The sequence below is a fragment of the Thermoanaerobacter wiegelii Rt8.B1 genome (assembly GCF_000147695.2).
Classification (GTDB): Bacteria; Bacillota; Thermoanaerobacteria; order Thermoanaerobacterales; family Thermoanaerobacteraceae; genus Thermoanaerobacter; species Thermoanaerobacter ethanolicus.
This window is the reverse complement of the sequence record NC_015958.1, coordinates 427135-445960: the sequence shown is the minus strand read 5'-3', so window position 1 is coordinate 445960 and position 18826 is coordinate 427135. Positions and strand designations below refer to the sequence as shown.

The following is an 18826-nucleotide window of genomic DNA, read 5'->3' as shown; positions in this document are numbered from 1 at the left end:
AAACCACCTAATTTCTATTTTTCAAGAGGGATTGGAACTTCTTCTAAGATTCTTTTCACTACATCTTCCGCCTTTAAATTTTTAAGTTTACCTACCCCTTTTAAAATAATTCTGTGAGAAAGCACAAATGGTGCAATATACCTTACATCGTCTGGTGTCACAAAATCTCTTCCTTTTATATAAGCATAAGCTTGAGAAGATTTATAAAAAGCCAATGTAGCCCTTGGGCTTGCTCCCAATTCTATCTCCCTATCTTCTCTTGTCCTTTCAATTATATCTAAAATATAATTGGCAACATCTTTTTCCACATACACATTGGTATACTCTTTTTGCATTTTTATTATATCCTCTTTGCTGCAAACTGGCTGAATATTCTCTAAGGGACTACCTTTATCAAAAAGGTCTATTATTCTCTGCTCTTCCTCTCTTTTAGGATATCCCATTTTTATTTTCATCAAAAACCTATCTATTTGAGCCTCGGGAAGAGGAAAAGTGCCGTAACTTTCTATAGGATTTTGCGTAGCAATAACAAAAAAGGGTTTGTCTAAAGGATAAGTGACACCGTCTACAGTTACCTGCCTTTCTTCCATACATTCAAGAAGGCTAGACTGAGTCCTGGGTGTCGCTCTATTTATCTCATCAGCTAACAATATATTGGTAAACAAAGGGCCTTTTTTAAACTCAAATTCATTGAGTTTTTGATTGTAAACATTTATCCCTGTCAAATCGCTAGGAAGTAAATCGGGAGTAAATTGCACCCTCTTAAACTCACAACTAATAGATTTAGCTAATGCTTTGGCAATAGTAGTTTTACCAACTCCTGGCACATCCTCTAAAAGAATATGCCCTGAAGATATTAAAGCTGTAAGCATTAAATCAATTACTTCTCTTTTCCCTACTATCACTTTTTCAATGTTTTTCCTTACGTCTTCTAATATTTTTGCATATTCCATCCTATCACCTTTTTCCAAATAAATTTTACCTTATCTTTTTATTATAGAAAACATTTTCTGAAATTTCAATAGTATATGTAAAAGTTAACATTTAATTTAAATTTATGCAAATTTCCTATTGACTTTTTTGCTAAATTGTAATATCATCTTAATTAAGAAATATTTCTTATTTAATAAAGGGTTGTGATTAAAATGCATAAGCAAGAGGCAATAAAAAAATTAAAAGAGCACAATTACAAATTAACTCCTCAAAGGGAATTAATACTGGATATCATGTTAAATCAGCAGGGGTATCTCTCTGTGAGACAAATCTATGAAAAAGTAAAAGAAGTCTTTCCTCAAGTAAGTATTGACACAGTTTATCGCAATTTGAGCCTTTTGAAAGATATAAATATTTTAAATGAAACGACAATTGGCAATAATATTATGTATGTAATGCGAAAAGAAATACACAGTCATACCATGAGATGTTTAAAATGCGGCAAAATCTTTGAACTAGACATATGCCCTCTCGAACTTTGGATAAACCAGATAAAAGACTTTGAAATTGTAGACCACAAAATAGAAATCGTTGGTTATTGCAAAGATTGCAGGAGCAATAAAAACTAACTATAGGAGGTAATATTTATGAAAAAAACTTTAATCGCTATACTGCTTATCATGACTTTAATTTTAGGTATAACCTCTTGTGGCACAAAAACAGTAGAATCTTCAAAACCTGTAGTATATGCATCTTTTTACCCAATTTATGACCTTGCATCAAAAATTGGTGGTGACAAAATAACAGTAAGAACTATAATACCGCCAGGAATCGAACCCCACGATTGGGAACCTGCCACAAAAGACGTGGCAGAAATGACAAAGGCAAAAACTATTCTTTACTTAGGTTTGGGAATGGACTCTTGGATTGACAAAATAAAAACCAATGCTCCAAATGTAACATTTTATGAAGTATCAAAAGGCATAACCCCAATTATTGAAGGCAATCAAACAAATCCTCACATATGGCTTTCGCCAAAAGAAGCTTTGATAATGGCTAAGAACATACATGAGGCTTTACAAAAAAGTTTCCCTAATGATAAAGATTATTTTGAGAAAAATTATCAAAATTTAAAAACTACATTAGAAACTCTTGATAAAGAGTACACTGACACTCTTTCACAGACAAAGCACAAAACCTTTATTGTATACCACAGCGCTTTTGATTATTTAGCAAGAGACTATGGCTTAAAGCAAGAAGCATTGGTAGGTTCAGATGAAGAAGCAGAGGTAAGCCCTGCTAGAATGACAGAAATTATAAATCTTATAAAAAGTGAAAATATAAAATACATTTTCACAGAACCCTTGACTTCTCCAAAGCCTATACAGACTATAGCGAAAGAGTCAGGAGTACAAGTCTTACATCTTAATACAATTGAAGGCCTTACAAAAGAAGATATAAAGAAAAAAGAAGATTACCTTTCACTAATGAAGCAAAACCTTGAAAACTTAAAAAAGGATTGGAGTAGGTGAAAATGAACTTGGTTGAACTTAAGAATGTCAGCTTTGCTTATGATACTAAAAAAATATTAAATAATATCTCTTTAAAAATAAATAAAGGAGAATTTGTTGCAATCATCGGACCTAATGGTTCCGGAAAAAGCACTTTAGTCAACATTATGGTAGGAAATCTTATTCCCACTTCTGGTGAAGTTCTGTACGATGGAGTAAAGCTGCAAAATATAAAAAATAGGTCTTTTATAAGTTATGTACCTCAAAAGTCTTATTCATTTAATGCCTCTTTTCCTGCCAGTGTAGAAGAAGTAGTATCAATGGGTTTATACGCAAAGAAAGGAATATTTAAAAGACTTTCTAAAAAAGATTGGGAAGAAGTATATGAAGCTTTAAAAATTGTAGACATGCTCGATTATAAGCACAGTTTAATAGGAAGACTATCGGGAGGACAACTACAAAGGGTCTTCATAGCCCGCTCTTTAGTTGTAAAACCAGAAATACTTTTTTTGGATGAACCTACAACAGGAATTGATGCAAAGTCTGAAAAGGCTTTATACGCTATCCTTGAAAAATTAAATAAAGAAAAAGGAATAACTATAGTAATGGTAACCCATGATGTTTGGGCAATTACTGATAAAGTATCCAGGATAATATGCATGAGTGAAGGTAAAATAAATGAAAAATGTGAAGCCGTCGACCTTACAGCAGGAGAATTAGCTGAAGTATATGGATATCCAGTAAAAATAACAAAACATCATCACAATGGGAGTGTTAACAATGATTGATATTTTTTCCTATGAATTTATGAGAAGAGCATTTATAGCCGGAAGCATTATTTCAATAATTGCACCTTTAACAGGTAGCTTTCTTGTGCTAAGACGGCTTTCACAAATAGGAGACACCCTTTCTCACGTTGCTTTAGCAGGAGTGGCAGCAGGTATTTTACTTGGAATAAATCCTACATTAGGTTCCATAATTGTAGTACTTTTAGCTTCTTTTGGAATAGAAAGACTGAGGAAGACATATTTCAGGTATTCAGAAATATCAATAGCCATAGTAATGTCTGCAGGAATGGCAATTGCCATAATTCTTTTGAGCTTATCTCGTGGCGGCGCAGCCAACATAATGAATTATCTATTTGGAAGTATTGTGTCTGTAACAAATACTGACGTCCTTTTGATTTCGACTCTCGGTATTGTTGTAGTGGCGTCAATTGTTTTGCTGTACAAAGAGTTATTGTACATCACCTTCGATGAAGAAGCCGCAAAAATTTCAGGGATACCCGTAAGCTATATCAATTTCTTCTTTACAATACTAGTAGCTTTAACCGTTGCCCTCGCCATGAGAATTGTAGGTGCGCTTTTAGTCTCAGCCCTAATGGTAATACCGGCTGCCGCAAGTTTAAGAATCGCCAAAAGCTTTAAACAGACAATATTTTATGCAATACTCTTTTCCTTCATATCAGTTTTTTCAGGAATATTTCTATCCTTTTACTTAAACTTATCTCCCGGTGGAAGTATAGTTATCATCTCACTTATAATAATGGGACTTGCCTCTTTGAAGAAGAGGTAAAAGTAAAAACAGGCCGTTAACAATAGACTTCTATGTTAACAGCCTGTTTATTAACTGTTATTCTTCAATAGCACTTTTCTCTATTACCTCTTTATACCACAATGCACTGTCTTTTAATATTCTCTTTTGCGTGTTAAAATCTACATAAACTATTCCAAATCTCTTTGAATATCCATGTGCCCATTCAAAATTATCCATCAGCGACCATACAAAATATCCTTTTAAATTGCCTCCCTCTTCTATAAATTTTGCTGCCGCTTTTAAATGCTCTTTTATGTATTCTATTCTTTCATCGTCGCGTACTCGTCCATCCTCTGTTACTTCGTCTTTAAATGCTGCTCCATTCTCTGTTATATACATAGGCAGTTTTGTATATTCTCTATCTAATCTCTTTAAAAGGTCATACAAAGACTCTGGGCTTATCTCCCATCCCATCTCTGTCCTCTTACCTGGACCCGGCACATTCTCTGCCTTTAACATAGATTCTTCATCATATTTTACAATGCCTCTTGTATAATAATTGACTCCAAGGAAATCTATCGGAACACTTATAGTCTTTAAATCTCCTTCTCTTATAAAATCAAATTCTCCAATTATTTTACTATATAATTCCATCATGTCCTCTGGATAATTGCCTTTAAATATTGGATCTAAAAACCATCTGTTAGAAAATCCGTCAGCATATTGGGCTGCTAATTTGTCTTCTTCTTTTTCGCTGGCAGGATATACAGGGGTTAAGTTTAGTGTTATGCCTATTTTACTCCCTTTTATATTCATTTCTCTGAAGGCTTTTACTGCTTCTCCATGGGAAAGTAGTATATGATGAGCTGCAATTAGTGCTTCTCTGTAGTTTTTGTGTCCAGGCGCATGTTCTCCTATCCCATAGCTTAATATTGATGCACACCATGGTTCGTTGTGGGTTATCCATAAGGGTATTGCATCCCCTAATTCTTCAAATAGCTTTGTGGCGTATTCTACATACCATTTTACACTGTCCCTATTTAGCCAACCTCCTCTTTTGTCATACGCCCATTTCGGTAAATCCCAATGGTAAATTGTTGCAGCTGGCGTTATATCTCTCTTCAATAATTCATCTACTAATCTCTTATAAAAGTCCATTCCCTTAGGATTGTATTTCCCTTCTTCTGGGAATATTCTTGGCCATGCAATGGAAAATCTATAAGCTTTAACGCCTATTTCTTTCATTATCTCTACATCTTCTTTATAACGGTGATAATGGTCACAGGCTACATCTCCTGTGTGACCATTATAGGTTTTCCCTTCTGTTTTTGAAAATGTGTCCCATATGGAAGGAGTTCTTCCATCTTCATTCACAGCTCCTTCAATTTGGTACGATGATGTAGCTACACCCCAAACAAATTCTTTTGGAAATTTTATCAATATTATCACTCCTATCTTTAATGGTAATTGGTGAAGGATTTTATTTACTTCAAATATTCGCTATTAATTGAGTAATGTCAAATACCTTTACATTCTCTGGATTTTGTGAACATTTTATTTCATATTTTTTGTTTGGCATCATATTTAAACAATTATCCGATAACTCTACATCATTATCAGTCTCTATAAAAACTCCAAATGCTGGAATATCTGTTTCTAAAACTATTTTATTCTCCACTATTTCATAAGAAATCCTTGGCTGTAATAGGTTCAAGTTTCTAAACCTATCAAATACTTTATAATTTTCATAAGTCTTCCCATTAGCGATTATTTCTACATATATTACGCTGTTTAATAATTCTCCATTTTCCTCTATTGGTAATGTACAGCCAGGTATTGCTATGGGCATCTCCTTTGCACGATATCCAATATTTAATTCCTCAATTTGGTAATGAGCTATTTTTGTAACGTCATTTGCTATTAATTTCGTTTTTAAATGTTTCTCTGCAATTTTTTCACCGTTTAGTTTAAAAACTTTCATAACTACATCTACTTCTTCATCACAAGTTAAATCACTTATTCCATAAATTGTGATACCCCCATCTTCTCCTTTTATATATGGTAAAATCTCTGCATAAAATTTCTTTGAATAGTGATACAATGCTTTTTTCCTCTTGTAATAATCAATACAAGACCAGCTTGCTACAGGCCAACAGTCGTTAAACTGCCAGTACAGTGTCCCTCCTGTCTTAAATTTTCTTGATCTCCAATGTTCTACTCCTGTCTTTATAGCTTCTCCTTGGTTAAATTGACTTAAGTAAACAAAGCTTTTAAGGTCTTTAGGAAATCCTAAGTGTCCTACCATAAATCTTATTAATCTTTCCATTCCTTCTACCATTTTGTTGTGAGAAATCATAACTGGACTCAGTATTGTTCTATCTTCAGGATCTGTATAGGAGAGCACTGTTTTCCAATCTGGCATTGATTGGAATCCAAATTCGCTTAAAAATCTTCCTCTATCTCTTGTATACTCTTCATAATCTATCCATCCGCTCCATACATTCCATTGATGTCTATCTCCTTCTGATTCACTATTTGGATCTTCTCCTCCATAAGGACTTGATACCCAATAAGGCCTCGATGGATCTAATCTGGCACACACTTTAGGCAATATTTCTTTATAAATGTAATTGCCCAAATATTTTGGATCTTTATTATTCCACCAGGAATGAAATCCCCAATTGTTTTCATTGTTCCCACACCACAATACAATCGAGGGATGATTTCTAAGACTTAATATGACTTTTTTTGCTTCTTCTTTTGCTAATTCTTGAAACCATTCAAATTGGTCAGGGTACTGAGCACAGGCATACATAAAATCCTGCCATACCATTATGCCCATTTCATCACAGGCATCATAAAATGCTGGATCTTCATATATCCCTCCTCCCCATATTCTTAACATGTTCATATTTGCATCTTTTGCAAGTCTTATATATTCATAATAATCTTCCTTGGTTAATCTGGGTAATAGGTTGTCAGCTGGTATCCAATTGGCTCCTTTTGCAAAGACTTTTACTCCATTTATTTCAAATATAAAGCTTTCTCCTTCTTCATCTTTTTCTCTTATTAACTTCACAGTTCTTATTCCGCTTCTAAAGCTTTTTTCATCTATTATTTCTTCACCCGTTAAAAGTCTTATTCTTATATCGTAAAGTGGCTGTTCTCCAATTCCATTTGGATACCACAATTTAGGATTTTCTATAAGCATTGTGGTTTTTATTCTGTTCTTTTGAACTTTTACTCGCTTTTTCCCATATGAAATGTCGTTATGTATTATCTCTATTTCAGCTTCAAAATCTTGCACTATATACCCTTCTATCTCTGCACTTATTACTACATAAGCTTTGTTTTGCTCAATTTTTTCTGTATAGAAATATGGGTTTTTAATCTCTGCATATTTTACTAAAGACAAGTATACACCTCTCCATAAACCAACTTGAACTATCCTTGGTCCCCAATCCCAACCATAAGAATATTGAGCCTTTCTTACATAAGGCCTACCACTTTCTCCTGACCATTCAAGTTTCACAGGACTTGTTTGTTCCATAGCTTTTATAGTTTTTGTTATGGAATCAAAGTGCACTTCCAATACATTATTTCCATCTTTTATTATGTTTTTAATATCAAATTCATAAGGTATAAACATATTTTGTACTTTTCCTAAATGTATTCCATTTAAGTATATATCAGCAAAAGTATCTATTCCTTCAAAAACTAATTTTATCGCGTCATATTCATTTTTGTCTTTTGCATTAAAATCAAATTCTTTTTTGTATACCCATTCTTTTTCTTCTAATTTGTGAAATTTTACCTCATTCATTCGATAATAGGGATCATCTATTTCCCCAAGTCTCATTAAATCTAGCTGGACACATCCTGGAACTTCTCCTTCATACCATTTCTTAGAATTTGCTTCTTTAAAATGCCATACCCCATTTAAAGAAATACGTTTTTCCATAATTAAATCACCTTTTTTAAATTTTCTTGCCTTACCATTTTTACTGTAATTTAATTTCTATTTTTAATCAAAGTTTTACACATGCAACATAATGGTCTTCCTCTACTAATTTAAGTGTAGGTTTAAAGCAACTTGTATCTGCTATAGGGCATCTATCTATATACTTACATAGTCCCTCTTTCCATATAGCCTGCTTTTTGTCCGAATCTTCAATATCAATTCTGTCAGTTTCCCATTTTCTATCTAATTGTGGTATTGAGTCTAATAGCATCTGTGTATAAGGATGTCTGGGATTAGAAAATACTTTTTCTATTGAGCCCATCTCTACAATTGACCCTCTATATAAAACCACTATCTTATCGCTTATATAATACGCCTGTGAAAGGTCATGGGTAATAAACATTATAGCAGCTCCTATTTCTTTTAAACTAAGCAATGCTTCTAAAACATCTACACGAGTTGAAGCATCCAACATACTGGTAATTTCGTCTGCTACTAATACCTCTACATCCATAAGTAAAGCTCTTGCTATTAATAATCTTTGAAGCTGTCCTCCACTCAATTGGTGGATATACTTGTTTAACACATCTCCAGCGTTCAGTCCCACTTTCTTTAATACATTTTCTACTCTGTCATTCCATTCTGATGCAGGCACTTCTTTTTTAAAGGATTGTCTTACTAATTTAAATACTCTATTTACTTTAAATATTGGATTAAAAGAGGAAAAAGGGTCTTGAAAAATTCCTTGTACTCGTGAGTAAAACTCTTTATTGTTTGATAAGTTCCAAATATCCTTATCCTCAAGTAAAATTTGGCCACCACTTGGTTTTAGCAATTTTAACATCATTTTACCTATTGTAGACTTTCCACTGCCACTTTCACCTACTAAAGCTAAAATCTCTCCTTTGCCTATTTCAAAGTTTACATCATCTACTGCTGTTATTGTATTTTTGCTAAATAAAAACCCCGAATTGAAAATCTTTGTAAGATTTTTGGCTTTGATCATAAGTCTTTCACCTTCCAACAAGCCACAAAGCGGCCTTCTTTAATTTCTTGAAGTGGCGGCTCCTCTACACAACTTTCATCTGCAATGGGACATCTATCTTTAAACCGGCATCCTTCAGGGGGATTAATTAAATTTGGCGGATGACCGGGTATGCCTTCTAATTTTTCTTTGGTGTGTCTTATACCTGCATTGGGCAACGATTTAATCAAAGATTTTGTATATGGATGTAAAGGCTCCATAATTATTTCCTCTGTATTACCAATTTCAGCCACTTTTCCGGCGTACATAATTACTATCTTATCAGCTATCTGGTACAATACTGCTATATCATGAGTTATAAATATTATTGAATTAACTATACCTTTATCTCTAAAATCTTTAAACATAAGGGATACTGCTTTTTGAGAGGATACATCAAGTGCTGACGTGACTTCATCTGCTATCAAAAGGTCTGGATTTAGCAAAGTAGATATTACCAAAACTACCCTTTGCTTCATCCCTCCCGATAGCTCAAAAGGATACATATTTAAAACTTCTTTTGAAAGTTTTACCATGTTTAAGCGTTCATAAAGCCTTCCTTCTATTTCTTCATATTTTATTCTGTGCTGTCCTATTAAATCTTTTATTATTCCCCCTATTTTACGGGTTGGATTTAGAGCATCCATAGCATACTGAGGAATAAGTGAAACTGTCTTGTAACGATACTTTCTCATTTCTTTTGTATTGTCTATTGGCAATCTATCTCCATTAATCTTTACTTCTCCACCTACATATTTCATTGGTGGTTTTAAAAGTATGAGTGAATTTCCCAAGGTTGACTTTCCACATCCCGATTCTCCGGCTATACCTACAATTTCCTTATCATTTATTGTAAAGCTTACATCATCTAATGCTTTAGCATCTCCATGCAACGTCCTGTAATAAATCTTTAATTTTTCTATTTGTATCAAGTTGTTCACTCCTCTCTCAACCTTGGATTGAATATTTCGTCAAGCCCTATATTGAGTAAATATAAAGAACTAACTATCATTGTGATTGCCAACCCTGGAGGAATAAACCACCACCATATACCCAATTGAATAGCATTCCACAAAACTGAATACTGCATCATCAAGCCCAACGAAATGCCTCTTGTTGGTCCAAGCCCTATAAAATCCAATCCTACTGCTGCCAGTATTGCTCCGGCAAACTGGAGAATAAATACCATTACTACATATGACATCATGTTTGGCGCAATTTCCTCAAAAACTATCTTTAAAGGCCTAAGAGCTGTTATTTTAGCCAAATTTACAAATTCTCTTGACTTTAAAGAAAGAGTCTGAGCTCTCACAGCCCTTGCCGTCCACGGCCATGCAGTCAAACCTATAATTATGCTCTGTATACCTATCCCCCTATATGGCAAATACGCAGCTATAATGATAAGTAAAGCTAATGTAGGTATAACTATTAAAATATTGGTCAACATCATTAAAAGGTCATCTACTAAACCACCTTTGTACCCTGCAATAAATCCTATAAAAAGGCCCACTATTGTAGCAATTCCTCCACCAATTAATCCTATAAAGAGAGAAGACCTTAAACCATACACAAACTGAGTAAAAACATCCTGACCAAATGTGGTCGTCCCTAACCAATTTTCTCTATTCGGTGGAAGATTACTCATACTTACATACTCTAGTGGATCTTTATATGGAGTAATATATGGTCCTATTATAGCAAGTACTATGAAAAACAATAATATGCCTATACCTATCTTAAATTTGGTATTACTAAGCGCAAAATGTGTAAATTCTTTCATGAGTTTTCTCCTCCATAACCCAGCCTAATTCTCGGATCAAATACCATGTATAGTATATCTACTATAAAATTAGCAAGCAATACACCTATGATTATAAACAAGAAAGTACCTTGTACTAAAAAATAATCTTGATTCAAAATTCCCTGCAATAATAAATAACCTACCCCTGGATAGGAAAAAACCACCTCTGTAGCTATAGATCCTGCTACAATTGTACCTAATTGAAGGGCTAAACCTGTAATCTGAGGAAGTATAGCATTTCTAAAAGCATATTTTCTAATAAGCCCTTCCGATGCACCTAAAGCTTCCAAATATCTAGAATAGTTAGCATCAAGTTCATATATAATTAAATTTCTCATACCTATTGCCCATCCACCAATCTGCACAATAAACAATGATAGGAAAGGCAATATCCAATGTCTTAAAAAATCAGTAACAAACTGCCAAGACCAATTAGGTCTCATGCTAAAACTATAAGCTCCTGCTATAGGAAAAATTCCAAAAACAACACCTAATGCCCATGCTAATAATATTCCTAACCACATATATGGTATAGATGTAAGGATATAAAAAATCGGTAACATTTTAGAATCCAAACTTTTATGCCTTGCCGCTGCTGCTCCAAAAGTATTGCCTACTATCCAACTTAATAAAATTGATGGCAATAAAACTATTAATGTATATGGTATAGCTTGAGCTATAACATCTAAAACAGGCTTAGGATACATATACACACTAATCCCTAAATCACCTTTAAATACCGCTAACCAAAAGTTAATGTATTGCTTCCACAAAGGTAAATCTAAACCAAATGCTTTAGTTAGGTATCCATACATTACTTTTGCAGATTCTGGTAGCCCCGAAAATCTTGATACTAATACAAGAATGGGGTCCCCAGGCATGAACCTGGGGATTAACCAGTCAATACTTACTGCAAAAAAGAATGTTAACAAATAAATGTACATTTTCTTTATCAAATACTTTAACATTTATATACCCCCATTTATTATTGCGAAGCTTTCGGTTTTATCTTCATCAACATCATTGTACCACCTGTCTGCCATCTGCCGCCCCAAGTAACTGGATACGCATATGGGTCATGTTCTGTAGGCCAATTCTCCCATGCTGCATTAGATGCTTGGAACCAAAGTCCATTGTACCAAAGTGGGATAGCTGGCATATTCTTTAAGAAAGTCTCTTCCAGTTGTGCAGCTGCTTGTTTGGCTTCTGGACTTCCTAATTTTGTTTGATTAAATTTTGCTATTAAGTCTTGTAAACCTGGTACGTCAAATCGTCCAAAGTTTCCATTGTTCTGTGGACCGTTTTCTTGAACTTTATTAAACAACCAATTATAGAGAGTCCATGGCGTTGATGTTACTTGGCTTCCAAAGTTATTAAATGATAAGTCAAATGTTCCCTTCGTTAAATCCTCATAATATTTGCTGTAATCTGGGAATTTAGCTTCCGCATCAATACCTACTGCCTTTAATTGATCCGCAACAATTTTGGCTGCTTCCATCCAATCTGTCCAACCATATGGCACACTAATCTCTAACTTAAATTTTTTCCCATCGGGTGTTGTCCTTACTCCATCACTTCCTAATTTAAATCCTGCTGCGTCCAAAATAGATTTCGCTTTTTCTGGATTATAGGTATATCCATATTTATCTACTACATTTTGATCATAATACTCTTGCCAAGATTTAGCTGGCACAAATCCTAATGGATTTGCTGGCTCTACCTGATTTTCATATACTTTTTCTGCTATTACCTTAGGATTGATTGCATATGCCATTGCTCTTCTTAATTCAACATTATTTAATGGTGTTTTGGTAGTATTTATAAACATAAACACAGTATTATCTGGGATCATATAAGGCGGATTATCATAAAAAGTTGTTATACCATAATTGGCTTTTAGAGTCGGAATACCTGGTAAGAAAAAGTTACTAAGATCTAGCTCCCCTTTCATTAACATTCCTAAAGCAACGTTGTTACTTGGTACCATTAAATAAACTATTCTCTTAGGCGCTGGTGTCATATTCAATGCTTTTATGCCCCACCAGTTGTCATTTCTCTTATATACCATACGATCGTTGCTGTAAGTATCAAATAAATATGGTCCTGACCCTATCGCTTTATCATTTGCACCATTTAATAAATCATCTTTCGATTTGTTTGCCCAAATATGTTTTGGTATAATAGGTATTTGATATAAATTATAGGTCCATTCGTGATAATTGGGAGTAGAAAATTTAAATATTATAGTCTTATTATCTGGAGTATCTATAGATTGCAACCATTGCCACATTGGGCTATAATAAATTTCAGGGTTTTGTTTTGCTAATTCAAAGGTAAATTTTACATCATCAGAGGTTAGTGCTTGCCCATCTTGCCATGTGAGCCCGTCCCTTAAGATAATCTGATAAGTATTATCAGAGGTCCATTCGCCTTTCTCTGCTAACCATGGTATGAATTCGTTTTTAATCGGGTCATAGTTGAATAATGTTTCATAGATTAATCCAACTGTACCTGTTACAGCATTCCATGGGGTTAGTGGATTCCAGTTGCTGGGCGGGCTCCATAATCCCCCACCGAAATATACTGTTTCATTTCTAGGATAAGTTGTCTCCTGCGCAACTTGCTGGGTATTTTTACTTTGCTGGTTGGAATTATCACTTGCTTGTTGATTACTTTGTCCACAGCCTGCCAATGCACCCATTATTAGCAGCACTACTAATAATAGACTTAAAAGCTTTTTCACTTTTTAATCCCCCTTCTTAGTTTGATATTTACTTATGTTTAGAAATTTTATTTTATCCCTTGCAAATTATTCCCCCTTTCTTTAAAATTTTTAAAACAAAAGGCCAAAAGCCTTTTGTTTTACGCATTTATCAAGTTTATTTTTAGTAATTTTATAAAAACGTGTTTATTATTGATAATTATATTTTATCTAAAAGACACTCCACCTCTTTTGTTGTGAAGTAAAAGTTTTCAAAGATGTTGATTTAATTTTAGGTAATACTTTTTACTGAATTTCGAATAACTAAATTTGTACTTAACTTGATATCTTCATATATTTTAGTTGGACTTTCTAGGCGATACAGTAACTGTTGAATAGCTTTTACACCTAATTGTTGCTTAGGGACATTTATAGTAGTTAAAGCAGGATAAGAAATTGTACTGATATCGATATTATCAAAGCCAATTACAGAAACATCTTCAGGAACTTTTATATTTAATTCAGACAAAGACCTCATAAATGCCAATGCAATTTTATCATTGGCACATATCCAAGCGGTTGGAAAATCAGTATCATTTACATCTATTTTCTTTTTAAAATAATCCATGTCTTCTAAAAAGTTTGGTCCTTTCAAATTTATATCAAGCCACACAAATTTTTCGTCGATTTGTATCTTAAATTCTTCCATATACATAATATACGCTTGATAACGTTTTTTAAAACTATATGACCATTCGTTATTACCAATAAATCCTATTTTTTTATGCCCATTTTGAATTAAGTAATTTATTGCATCATAAACCCCCTTTTCATTCGCCGAATTGATATAGTCATTTTTCTTATTGTTACTTAACACGTGTTCACAAATATTCATAAATAAAGGCGTAACGCCTTTATTTCATAGTTAGTGCATATTTATCATTTATTTTTTCTCTTTGCATTTCAATTCTTTTACAGGATTCTCTTTCTACAAGTTTTACAGGAACAACAAATTTAGCTGTAATAGCTATTTCTTCTTCAATAGACTTAATCAAATTTTCTACCGCCAATTCCGCCATTTGCAATAAAGATGCACTCATTGTTGTTAAAGCAGGTTTTAAATAACGAGATATTGTAATATCATCAAATCCGATTATAGAAACATCTTCAGGTACTTTAAATCCCATCTCTTCTAAAGCATGCATAGCTCCTATAGCCATTTGATCGTTTGATGCAAAAATTGCAGTCGGTTTTGCTTTTTTAAATAATTTATATGCAGCTTTATAACCGCTTTCTTCAACAAAATCTCCTTTTACAATTAAATTATTTTTAAATGGAATTCCTGCTTCTTTCAATGCTTTTTTATATCCTTCTAATCTTGCAAATCCAGAAAGTTTTTCCATATCACCTGTTATATGAGCAATTTCCGTATGCCCTAAATTGATTAGATATTTTGTCGCTTCATACGCACCATTTACATTATCCATGTTCACTATAATGCTTTTGTTAAAAGCGTCATCTTCATCTTCCTTAATTTCCTGATCAATTACGGCAGTCTTCAATCCAGCCTCAATTAAATTTTTTATATCTGGATCATCATTTTTTACTCCAATAAAGATTGCCCCATTTATAGTCTTGTTATAAAAGACTTCTCTTATTTTCTTATAATCTCTTGTTTTGTAAACAGTTATCACAAGCACGTTATAGCCTAATTGATTCGCAAAATCAATAACCGCCGTCGTAAAAGGCCCAAAGTAAACATTATCATACACCTTATGAATATCACTATTTTTCTTTAAATCAACTATCACCAATCCAATAGTTTTTGAACTTTTTCCTCTAAGCATCCTTGCTGAGGCGTGAGGAACATAATTATATTCCCTGATAACTTTTAAGACCTTTTCTTTAGTCTCAGGCGGAACATTCGGATAATTATTTATTACTCTTGAAACTGTACTACGTGAAACACCTGCAATCCTTGCAATATCCTTGCTATTCATGCACCTTACTCCTTATTAAGAGATAATTATAAATTCGTGTTTCTCTAATTATAATACAAATTTCCTTATATTTCAACAAAAGAAGCCCTCACCTGCTACAAAAAATTATTTTATTCTGTTCTCTATTTTTCAAGTCATATCTCGGTATTCCGCCTGTACTTTTTTTAAATCTTACCATGCAAAGAAGTGCTATATTTTTTAACACTATATTATGCTATTATTTTTAAAAGCAATATGTTATTAAGAATCTTTATAACACAATCTTATAAACACGTGTTTACGGAATTATTATATAATATAACATTTACAAAAGTCAATATGACTTTTGATTTTCTTTTTGTTTTCAAATTATCAGACATCTTACAACAGCCTGAAGGTCGAGCTTTAGTTTTGTCGCTTTGGAACATCGGAGCGACGATGCAAAATATCTCCTTTGAAAATTTTTTAACTTTGTCAACAAACTGAGGGATAGTACATACTATCCCCTTGAATACTCAAAAACTTCAGTATATTCACTCATAAAAATGTCAATAGGTAAAACCCAATATCCGTCATTATAGTCAATATCAATACCTGTAATTTTATAATATCCTCTCCAAGGAACCAATGAACAATACCAAACTTTTGAGTTGCTTTTATGAGCACTCCAATAATATCTCTCTCCTATATGTTTTGCTATTTCATCGACAACTGCAATTCTTTGTTGTAAAGTGGTATTGGGCACATAAAGTCCCCATGCTTCTCCAAAGTTTTCATGATAAAATCGAATAGACTCGTATATTACTCCTTTATTTGGTTCTGCAGTGAGTAAGCATTCATCATCAACGCTCCCATGATATCTTCTGCTATCGAATATAGCAGCATGTCTAATAGCACCTTGTATGTGAAATCCCGGGCTTGTGGCTAAAACAATATCGCCTATAGTAAAATTTTCAAAAGAGATATTGTTGCGATAGACTTCTTTTTTTCTTTTGGAAGAAATGTTTATCCCAAATACTTCTTCATAATATACGTTTTTTAACAGTTCATAAAGGCTGATTTTATATCTTTTCTCTTCAAACTTTTCCTCATAGGGTTTTGATATCATTATGTGGTCTCCAATTTTCAAAAATCTATTATAAAAAGTTTTTTTGGGTATTGTGTTTTTCCTTTTAATTGCCTCTTTTTGATAGAATTCTATAATGTCAATTCCTTTATATTTTTTTGTTCTATTTTCCTCCCACATATATGCATCATCTCCATGATACATATATGTGGTTAATCCCTTTTATTTGTGCATGTCTTACTTTAATGATTTGTTATATCAAAAATCATTTTCACTGCATACAACAAAGTGACAGAAATCAATATAGGCCTTATAAGCCGAGCTCCATTTTTTATAGCCAGCTTTGTCCCCAATCTTGCCCCCAGTATCATTGCTAACGCCATGGGAATTGCAATAGAATACAATATCTTACCATGTAACGCAAACATAATTAGTGAAGTTATATTGCTTACAAAATTCAGTATTTTCCCATTTCCTGCACTTATTTTAAAATCATAATTCAAAAGTGTTAAGAATAAAAAAATGTAAAATGAACCTGTTCCCGGTCCAAAAAAGCCATCATAAAAGCCAAGAATTATAGAAATTATAAGGCCTATTGCAATAGTCTTTTTATTAACGCCTTCAAATTTGTTTTCATTGCCTATATTTTTAACAAACAAGGTATATATTGCAACAAACATCATTAGAATAATTATAATTATCCTTAATTGCGAGCTATCTAACAAAAGTACAGTTTTGACTCCAAGAATTGCACCTAATAAAGTCCCAAATACCAAGTATTTTAACAAATCTCCATCATACACTCTATACTTTATAAAAGTTAAAGAACTAGTAAAAGAAGCACAAGAAGCAGCAAATTTGTTAGTTCCAAGCGCAAAAGCTGGAGGTACTCCAAGTACTAAAAGCCCTGGAAGGCTTATTATACCGCCTCCACCCGCTATAGAATCAATAAAAGCAGCTGCAAATCCTATACCGCAAAGTGCTACAATATATTCAATTGACAACGTTACCACCTCAATGTAAATAAAATACTCCTCAATTTATAATAGCATCTCTTTTACATTTTGTCACTTATCTTTTAAAAGTCCTGCTAAAATCGCTGCAGGACTCAGGCTGTAGACAAGTTTTTTAATAAGCTTCCTCTTTTTTGCGCAAAGTGCATTTCGAAGTATCTTAGTGTGCCCCTCTGCTCAAAACAAGCTTTAGGCATACTTAGATACTTAAAATGCACTTAAGGATATAAGCAGGAGACTTTTAATACAATAAAAAGTTCGTCTTCAATCTGCATAGGTCTTTGCTATATTTAATAAAAACTCTTTTATTTGCTCATATTTTTCCATTTTAAATACTGCTTCCCTGAGTTTGGCGCTGCCATATAATCCCTTTAAATACCAAGCAATATGTTTTCTCATTTCAAGAATACCTGTACGTTCACCTTTGTATTCTATCATCATTTCCAAATGCCTGATAATCACTTCTATTTTTTCTTGTATTGTCGGCTCGGGAAGTAATTCTCCGGTATTTAAAAAATGTACAGTTCTTTTAAATATCCAGGGATTACCCTGCGCCCCTCGTCCTATTAAAATTGCATCGCATCCCGTTTCCTCCAACATTCTTTTTGCATCTTCTGGTGTAAATACATCGCCATTGCCCATAACAGGTATTTTTACACTTTCTTTAACTTTTTTTATTATACTCCAGTCAGCTTTTCCAGAATAAAATTGTTCTCTCGTCCTTCCATGTACTGCTACTGCTTTAACGCCAACCTTTTCAGCAATTTGTGCTATTTCCACAGCATTTACGTGATTATCATCCCACCCTTTTCTTATTTTAACTGTCACAGGTTTATTTGATGCTTTCACAACAGATTCCATTACTTTTTCTGCTAATTCTGGTTTCAGCATAAGTGCCGCTCCATCACCATTTTTAACTATTTTAGGGGTAGGACATCCCATGTTTATATCGAGAATTAAAGCTTTGCTATCATTTAGCCTTCTTGCTATCTCCCCCATAATATCTGGATCAGAACCAAATATTTGAAGAGCCACCTTCTCTTCCTCATCAATATCTGTCAACACTTTTGTATTTTCACTGCCATAATAAAGGCCTTTGGCACTAACCATTTCTGTGTATGCAAGGCCACAACCCATTTCTTGGCAAATCAATCTAAAAGGCTTATCTGTAACCCCTGCCATAGGAGATAAAAATACGTTATTTTTTAAAACTACATCGCCTATTTTCAACCTTATTTCATCCTTTCGCTGTAAATCTCCTCTATATAATCCACTTACCTATATATTTTATCACATATTTT

General features: G+C 33.4%; 17 protein-coding genes. 4 read left to right on the top strand and 13 right to left on the bottom strand.

What is annotated here, in order from left to right; genetic code table 11:
- Nucleotides 1-14: 14 nt before the first annotated feature.
- Nucleotides 15-953, bottom strand: coding sequence for an AAA family ATPase (locus tag THEWI_RS02045; protein WP_014062256.1), 939 nt, complete (start codon nt 951-953; stop codon nt 15-17).
- 192 nt (nt 954-1145) lie between these two features.
- On the opposite strand from THEWI_RS02045, the gene THEWI_RS02040 reads away from it, so the two are divergent.
- Genes THEWI_RS02040 through THEWI_RS02025 form a run of 4 tightly spaced genes read left to right on the top strand, consistent with a single transcriptional unit; the run spans nt 1146 to nt 4019 of the window.
- Nucleotides 1146-1562, top strand: a complete 417-nt coding sequence (locus THEWI_RS02040; RefSeq protein WP_003869866.1) for a Fur family transcriptional regulator — start codon at nt 1146-1148, stop codon at nt 1560-1562.
- An 18-nt stretch (nt 1563-1580) separates the two neighbouring features.
- On the top strand, nt 1581-2465 hold the full coding sequence (locus tag THEWI_RS02035) for a metal ABC transporter substrate-binding protein (protein WP_014062255.1): 885 nt from the start codon (nt 1581-1583) through the stop codon (nt 2463-2465).
- Nucleotides 2466-2467: 2 nt separating this feature from the next.
- Nucleotides 2468-3232 (top strand): metal ABC transporter ATP-binding protein, encoded by a 765-nt coding sequence (locus THEWI_RS02030; protein WP_014062254.1) that lies wholly within the window; start codon nt 2468-2470, stop codon nt 3230-3232.
- Entirely contained in the window at nt 3225-4019 is a 795-nt protein-coding gene (locus tag THEWI_RS02025; RefSeq protein ID WP_014062253.1) for a metal ABC transporter permease, read from the top strand. Before THEWI_RS02030 ends, THEWI_RS02025 begins: the two co-directional genes overlap by 8 nt.
- 57 nt (nt 4020-4076) lie before the next feature.
- Here the strand turns inward: THEWI_RS02025 and THEWI_RS02020 are convergent, their stop codons facing one another.
- The 12 genes from THEWI_RS02020 to dusB all read right to left on the bottom strand — a co-directional run bounded on the left by THEWI_RS02020 (nt 4077) and on the right by dusB (nt 18755).
- Entirely contained in the window at nt 4077-5420 is a 1344-nt protein-coding gene (locus tag THEWI_RS02020) for a GH1 family beta-glucosidase (RefSeq protein ID WP_014062252.1), read from the bottom strand.
- Nucleotides 5421-5469: 49 nt separating this feature from the next.
- On the bottom strand, nt 5470-7941 hold the full coding sequence (locus THEWI_RS02015; protein ID WP_014062251.1) for a beta-mannosidase: 2472 nt from the start codon (nt 7939-7941) through the stop codon (nt 5470-5472).
- A gap of 67 nt (nt 7942-8008) precedes the next feature.
- Nucleotides 8009-8947, bottom strand: coding sequence for an ABC transporter ATP-binding protein (locus THEWI_RS02010; protein ID WP_004399777.1), 939 nt, complete (start codon nt 8945-8947; stop codon nt 8009-8011).
- The gene (locus tag THEWI_RS02005) at nt 8944-9897 is read right to left on the bottom strand and encodes an ABC transporter ATP-binding protein (protein ID WP_014062249.1); all 954 of its coding nucleotides are present in this window, start codon (nt 9895-9897) and stop codon (nt 8944-8946) included. Before THEWI_RS02005 ends, THEWI_RS02010 begins: the two co-directional genes overlap by 4 nt.
- A 5-nt stretch (nt 9898-9902) precedes the next feature.
- Nucleotides 9903-10745: an ABC transporter permease gene (locus tag THEWI_RS02000; protein WP_014062248.1), complete on the bottom strand. Its 843-nt coding sequence runs from the start codon at nt 10743-10745 to the stop codon at nt 9903-9905.
- A complete protein-coding gene (locus THEWI_RS01995; protein WP_014062247.1) occupies nt 10742-11734 on the bottom strand; it encodes an ABC transporter permease in 993 nt (330 codons plus the stop codon). The genes THEWI_RS02000 and THEWI_RS01995 overlap by 4 nt, the downstream gene beginning before the upstream one ends.
- Before the next feature lie 17 nt (nt 11735-11751).
- On the bottom strand, nt 11752-13509 hold the full coding sequence (locus tag THEWI_RS01990; RefSeq protein ID WP_014062246.1) for an ABC transporter substrate-binding protein: 1758 nt from the start codon (nt 13507-13509) through the stop codon (nt 11752-11754).
- Between the two features lie 250 nt (nt 13510-13759).
- A complete protein-coding gene (locus tag THEWI_RS01985; RefSeq protein ID WP_014062245.1) occupies nt 13760-14362 on the bottom strand; it encodes a substrate-binding domain-containing protein in 603 nt (200 codons plus the stop codon).
- A gap of 19 nt (nt 14363-14381) precedes the next feature.
- Nucleotides 14382-15467, bottom strand: coding sequence for a LacI family DNA-binding transcriptional regulator (locus THEWI_RS01980; protein ID WP_014062244.1), 1086 nt, complete (start codon nt 15465-15467; stop codon nt 14382-14384).
- Nucleotides 15468-15945: 478 nt separating this feature from the next.
- Complete coding sequence (locus THEWI_RS01975; protein WP_014062243.1) at nt 15946-16716, bottom strand: hypothetical protein; 771 nt, start codon at nt 16714-16716, stop codon at nt 15946-15948.
- A 38-nt stretch (nt 16717-16754) separates the two neighbouring features.
- On the bottom strand, nt 16755-17516 hold the full coding sequence (locus THEWI_RS01970; RefSeq protein WP_003869880.1) for a TSUP family transporter: 762 nt from the start codon (nt 17514-17516) through the stop codon (nt 16755-16757).
- Nucleotides 17517-17789: 273 nt separating this feature from the next.
- Entirely contained in the window at nt 17790-18755 is a 966-nt protein-coding gene (gene dusB, locus THEWI_RS01965) for a tRNA dihydrouridine synthase DusB (RefSeq protein WP_014062242.1), read from the bottom strand.
- Nucleotides 18756-18826: the final 71 nt, after the last annotated feature.

What these genes read in the sequence shown, in the direction of transcription:
- THEWI_RS01975 (WP_014062243.1), bottom strand. Translation starts at nt 16,716, where the DNA reads ATGTATCATGGAGATGATGCATATATGTGGGAGGAAAATAGAACAAAA.
- THEWI_RS02040 (WP_003869866.1), top strand. Translation starts at nt 1,146, where the DNA reads ATGCATAAGCAAGAGGCAATAAAAAAATTAAAAGAGCACAATTACAAA.
- THEWI_RS02045 (WP_014062256.1), bottom strand. Translation starts at nt 953, where the DNA reads ATGGAATATGCAAAAATATTAGAAGACGTAAGGAAAAACATTGAAAAA.
- THEWI_RS01980 (WP_014062244.1), bottom strand. Translation starts at nt 15,467, where the DNA reads ATGAATAGCAAGGATATTGCAAGGATTGCAGGTGTTTCACGTAGTACA.
- THEWI_RS01995 (WP_014062247.1), bottom strand. Translation starts at nt 11,734, where the DNA reads ATGTTAAAGTATTTGATAAAGAAAATGTACATTTATTTGTTAACATTC.
- THEWI_RS01985 (WP_014062245.1), bottom strand. Translation starts at nt 14,362, where the DNA reads ATGAATATTTGTGAACACGTGTTAAGTAACAATAAGAAAAATGACTAT.
- THEWI_RS02010 (WP_004399777.1), bottom strand. Translation starts at nt 8,947, where the DNA reads ATGATCAAAGCCAAAAATCTTACAAAGATTTTCAATTCGGGGTTTTTA.
- THEWI_RS02025 (WP_014062253.1), top strand. Translation starts at nt 3,225, where the DNA reads ATGATTGATATTTTTTCCTATGAATTTATGAGAAGAGCATTTATAGCC.
- THEWI_RS02035 (WP_014062255.1), top strand. Translation starts at nt 1,581, where the DNA reads ATGAAAAAAACTTTAATCGCTATACTGCTTATCATGACTTTAATTTTA.
- THEWI_RS02000 (WP_014062248.1), bottom strand. Translation starts at nt 10,745, where the DNA reads ATGAAAGAATTTACACATTTTGCGCTTAGTAATACCAAATTTAAGATA.
- THEWI_RS02030 (WP_014062254.1), top strand. Translation starts at nt 2,468, where the DNA reads ATGAACTTGGTTGAACTTAAGAATGTCAGCTTTGCTTATGATACTAAA.
- THEWI_RS02015 (WP_014062251.1), bottom strand. Translation starts at nt 7,941, where the DNA reads ATGGAAAAACGTATTTCTTTAAATGGGGTATGGCATTTTAAAGAAGCA.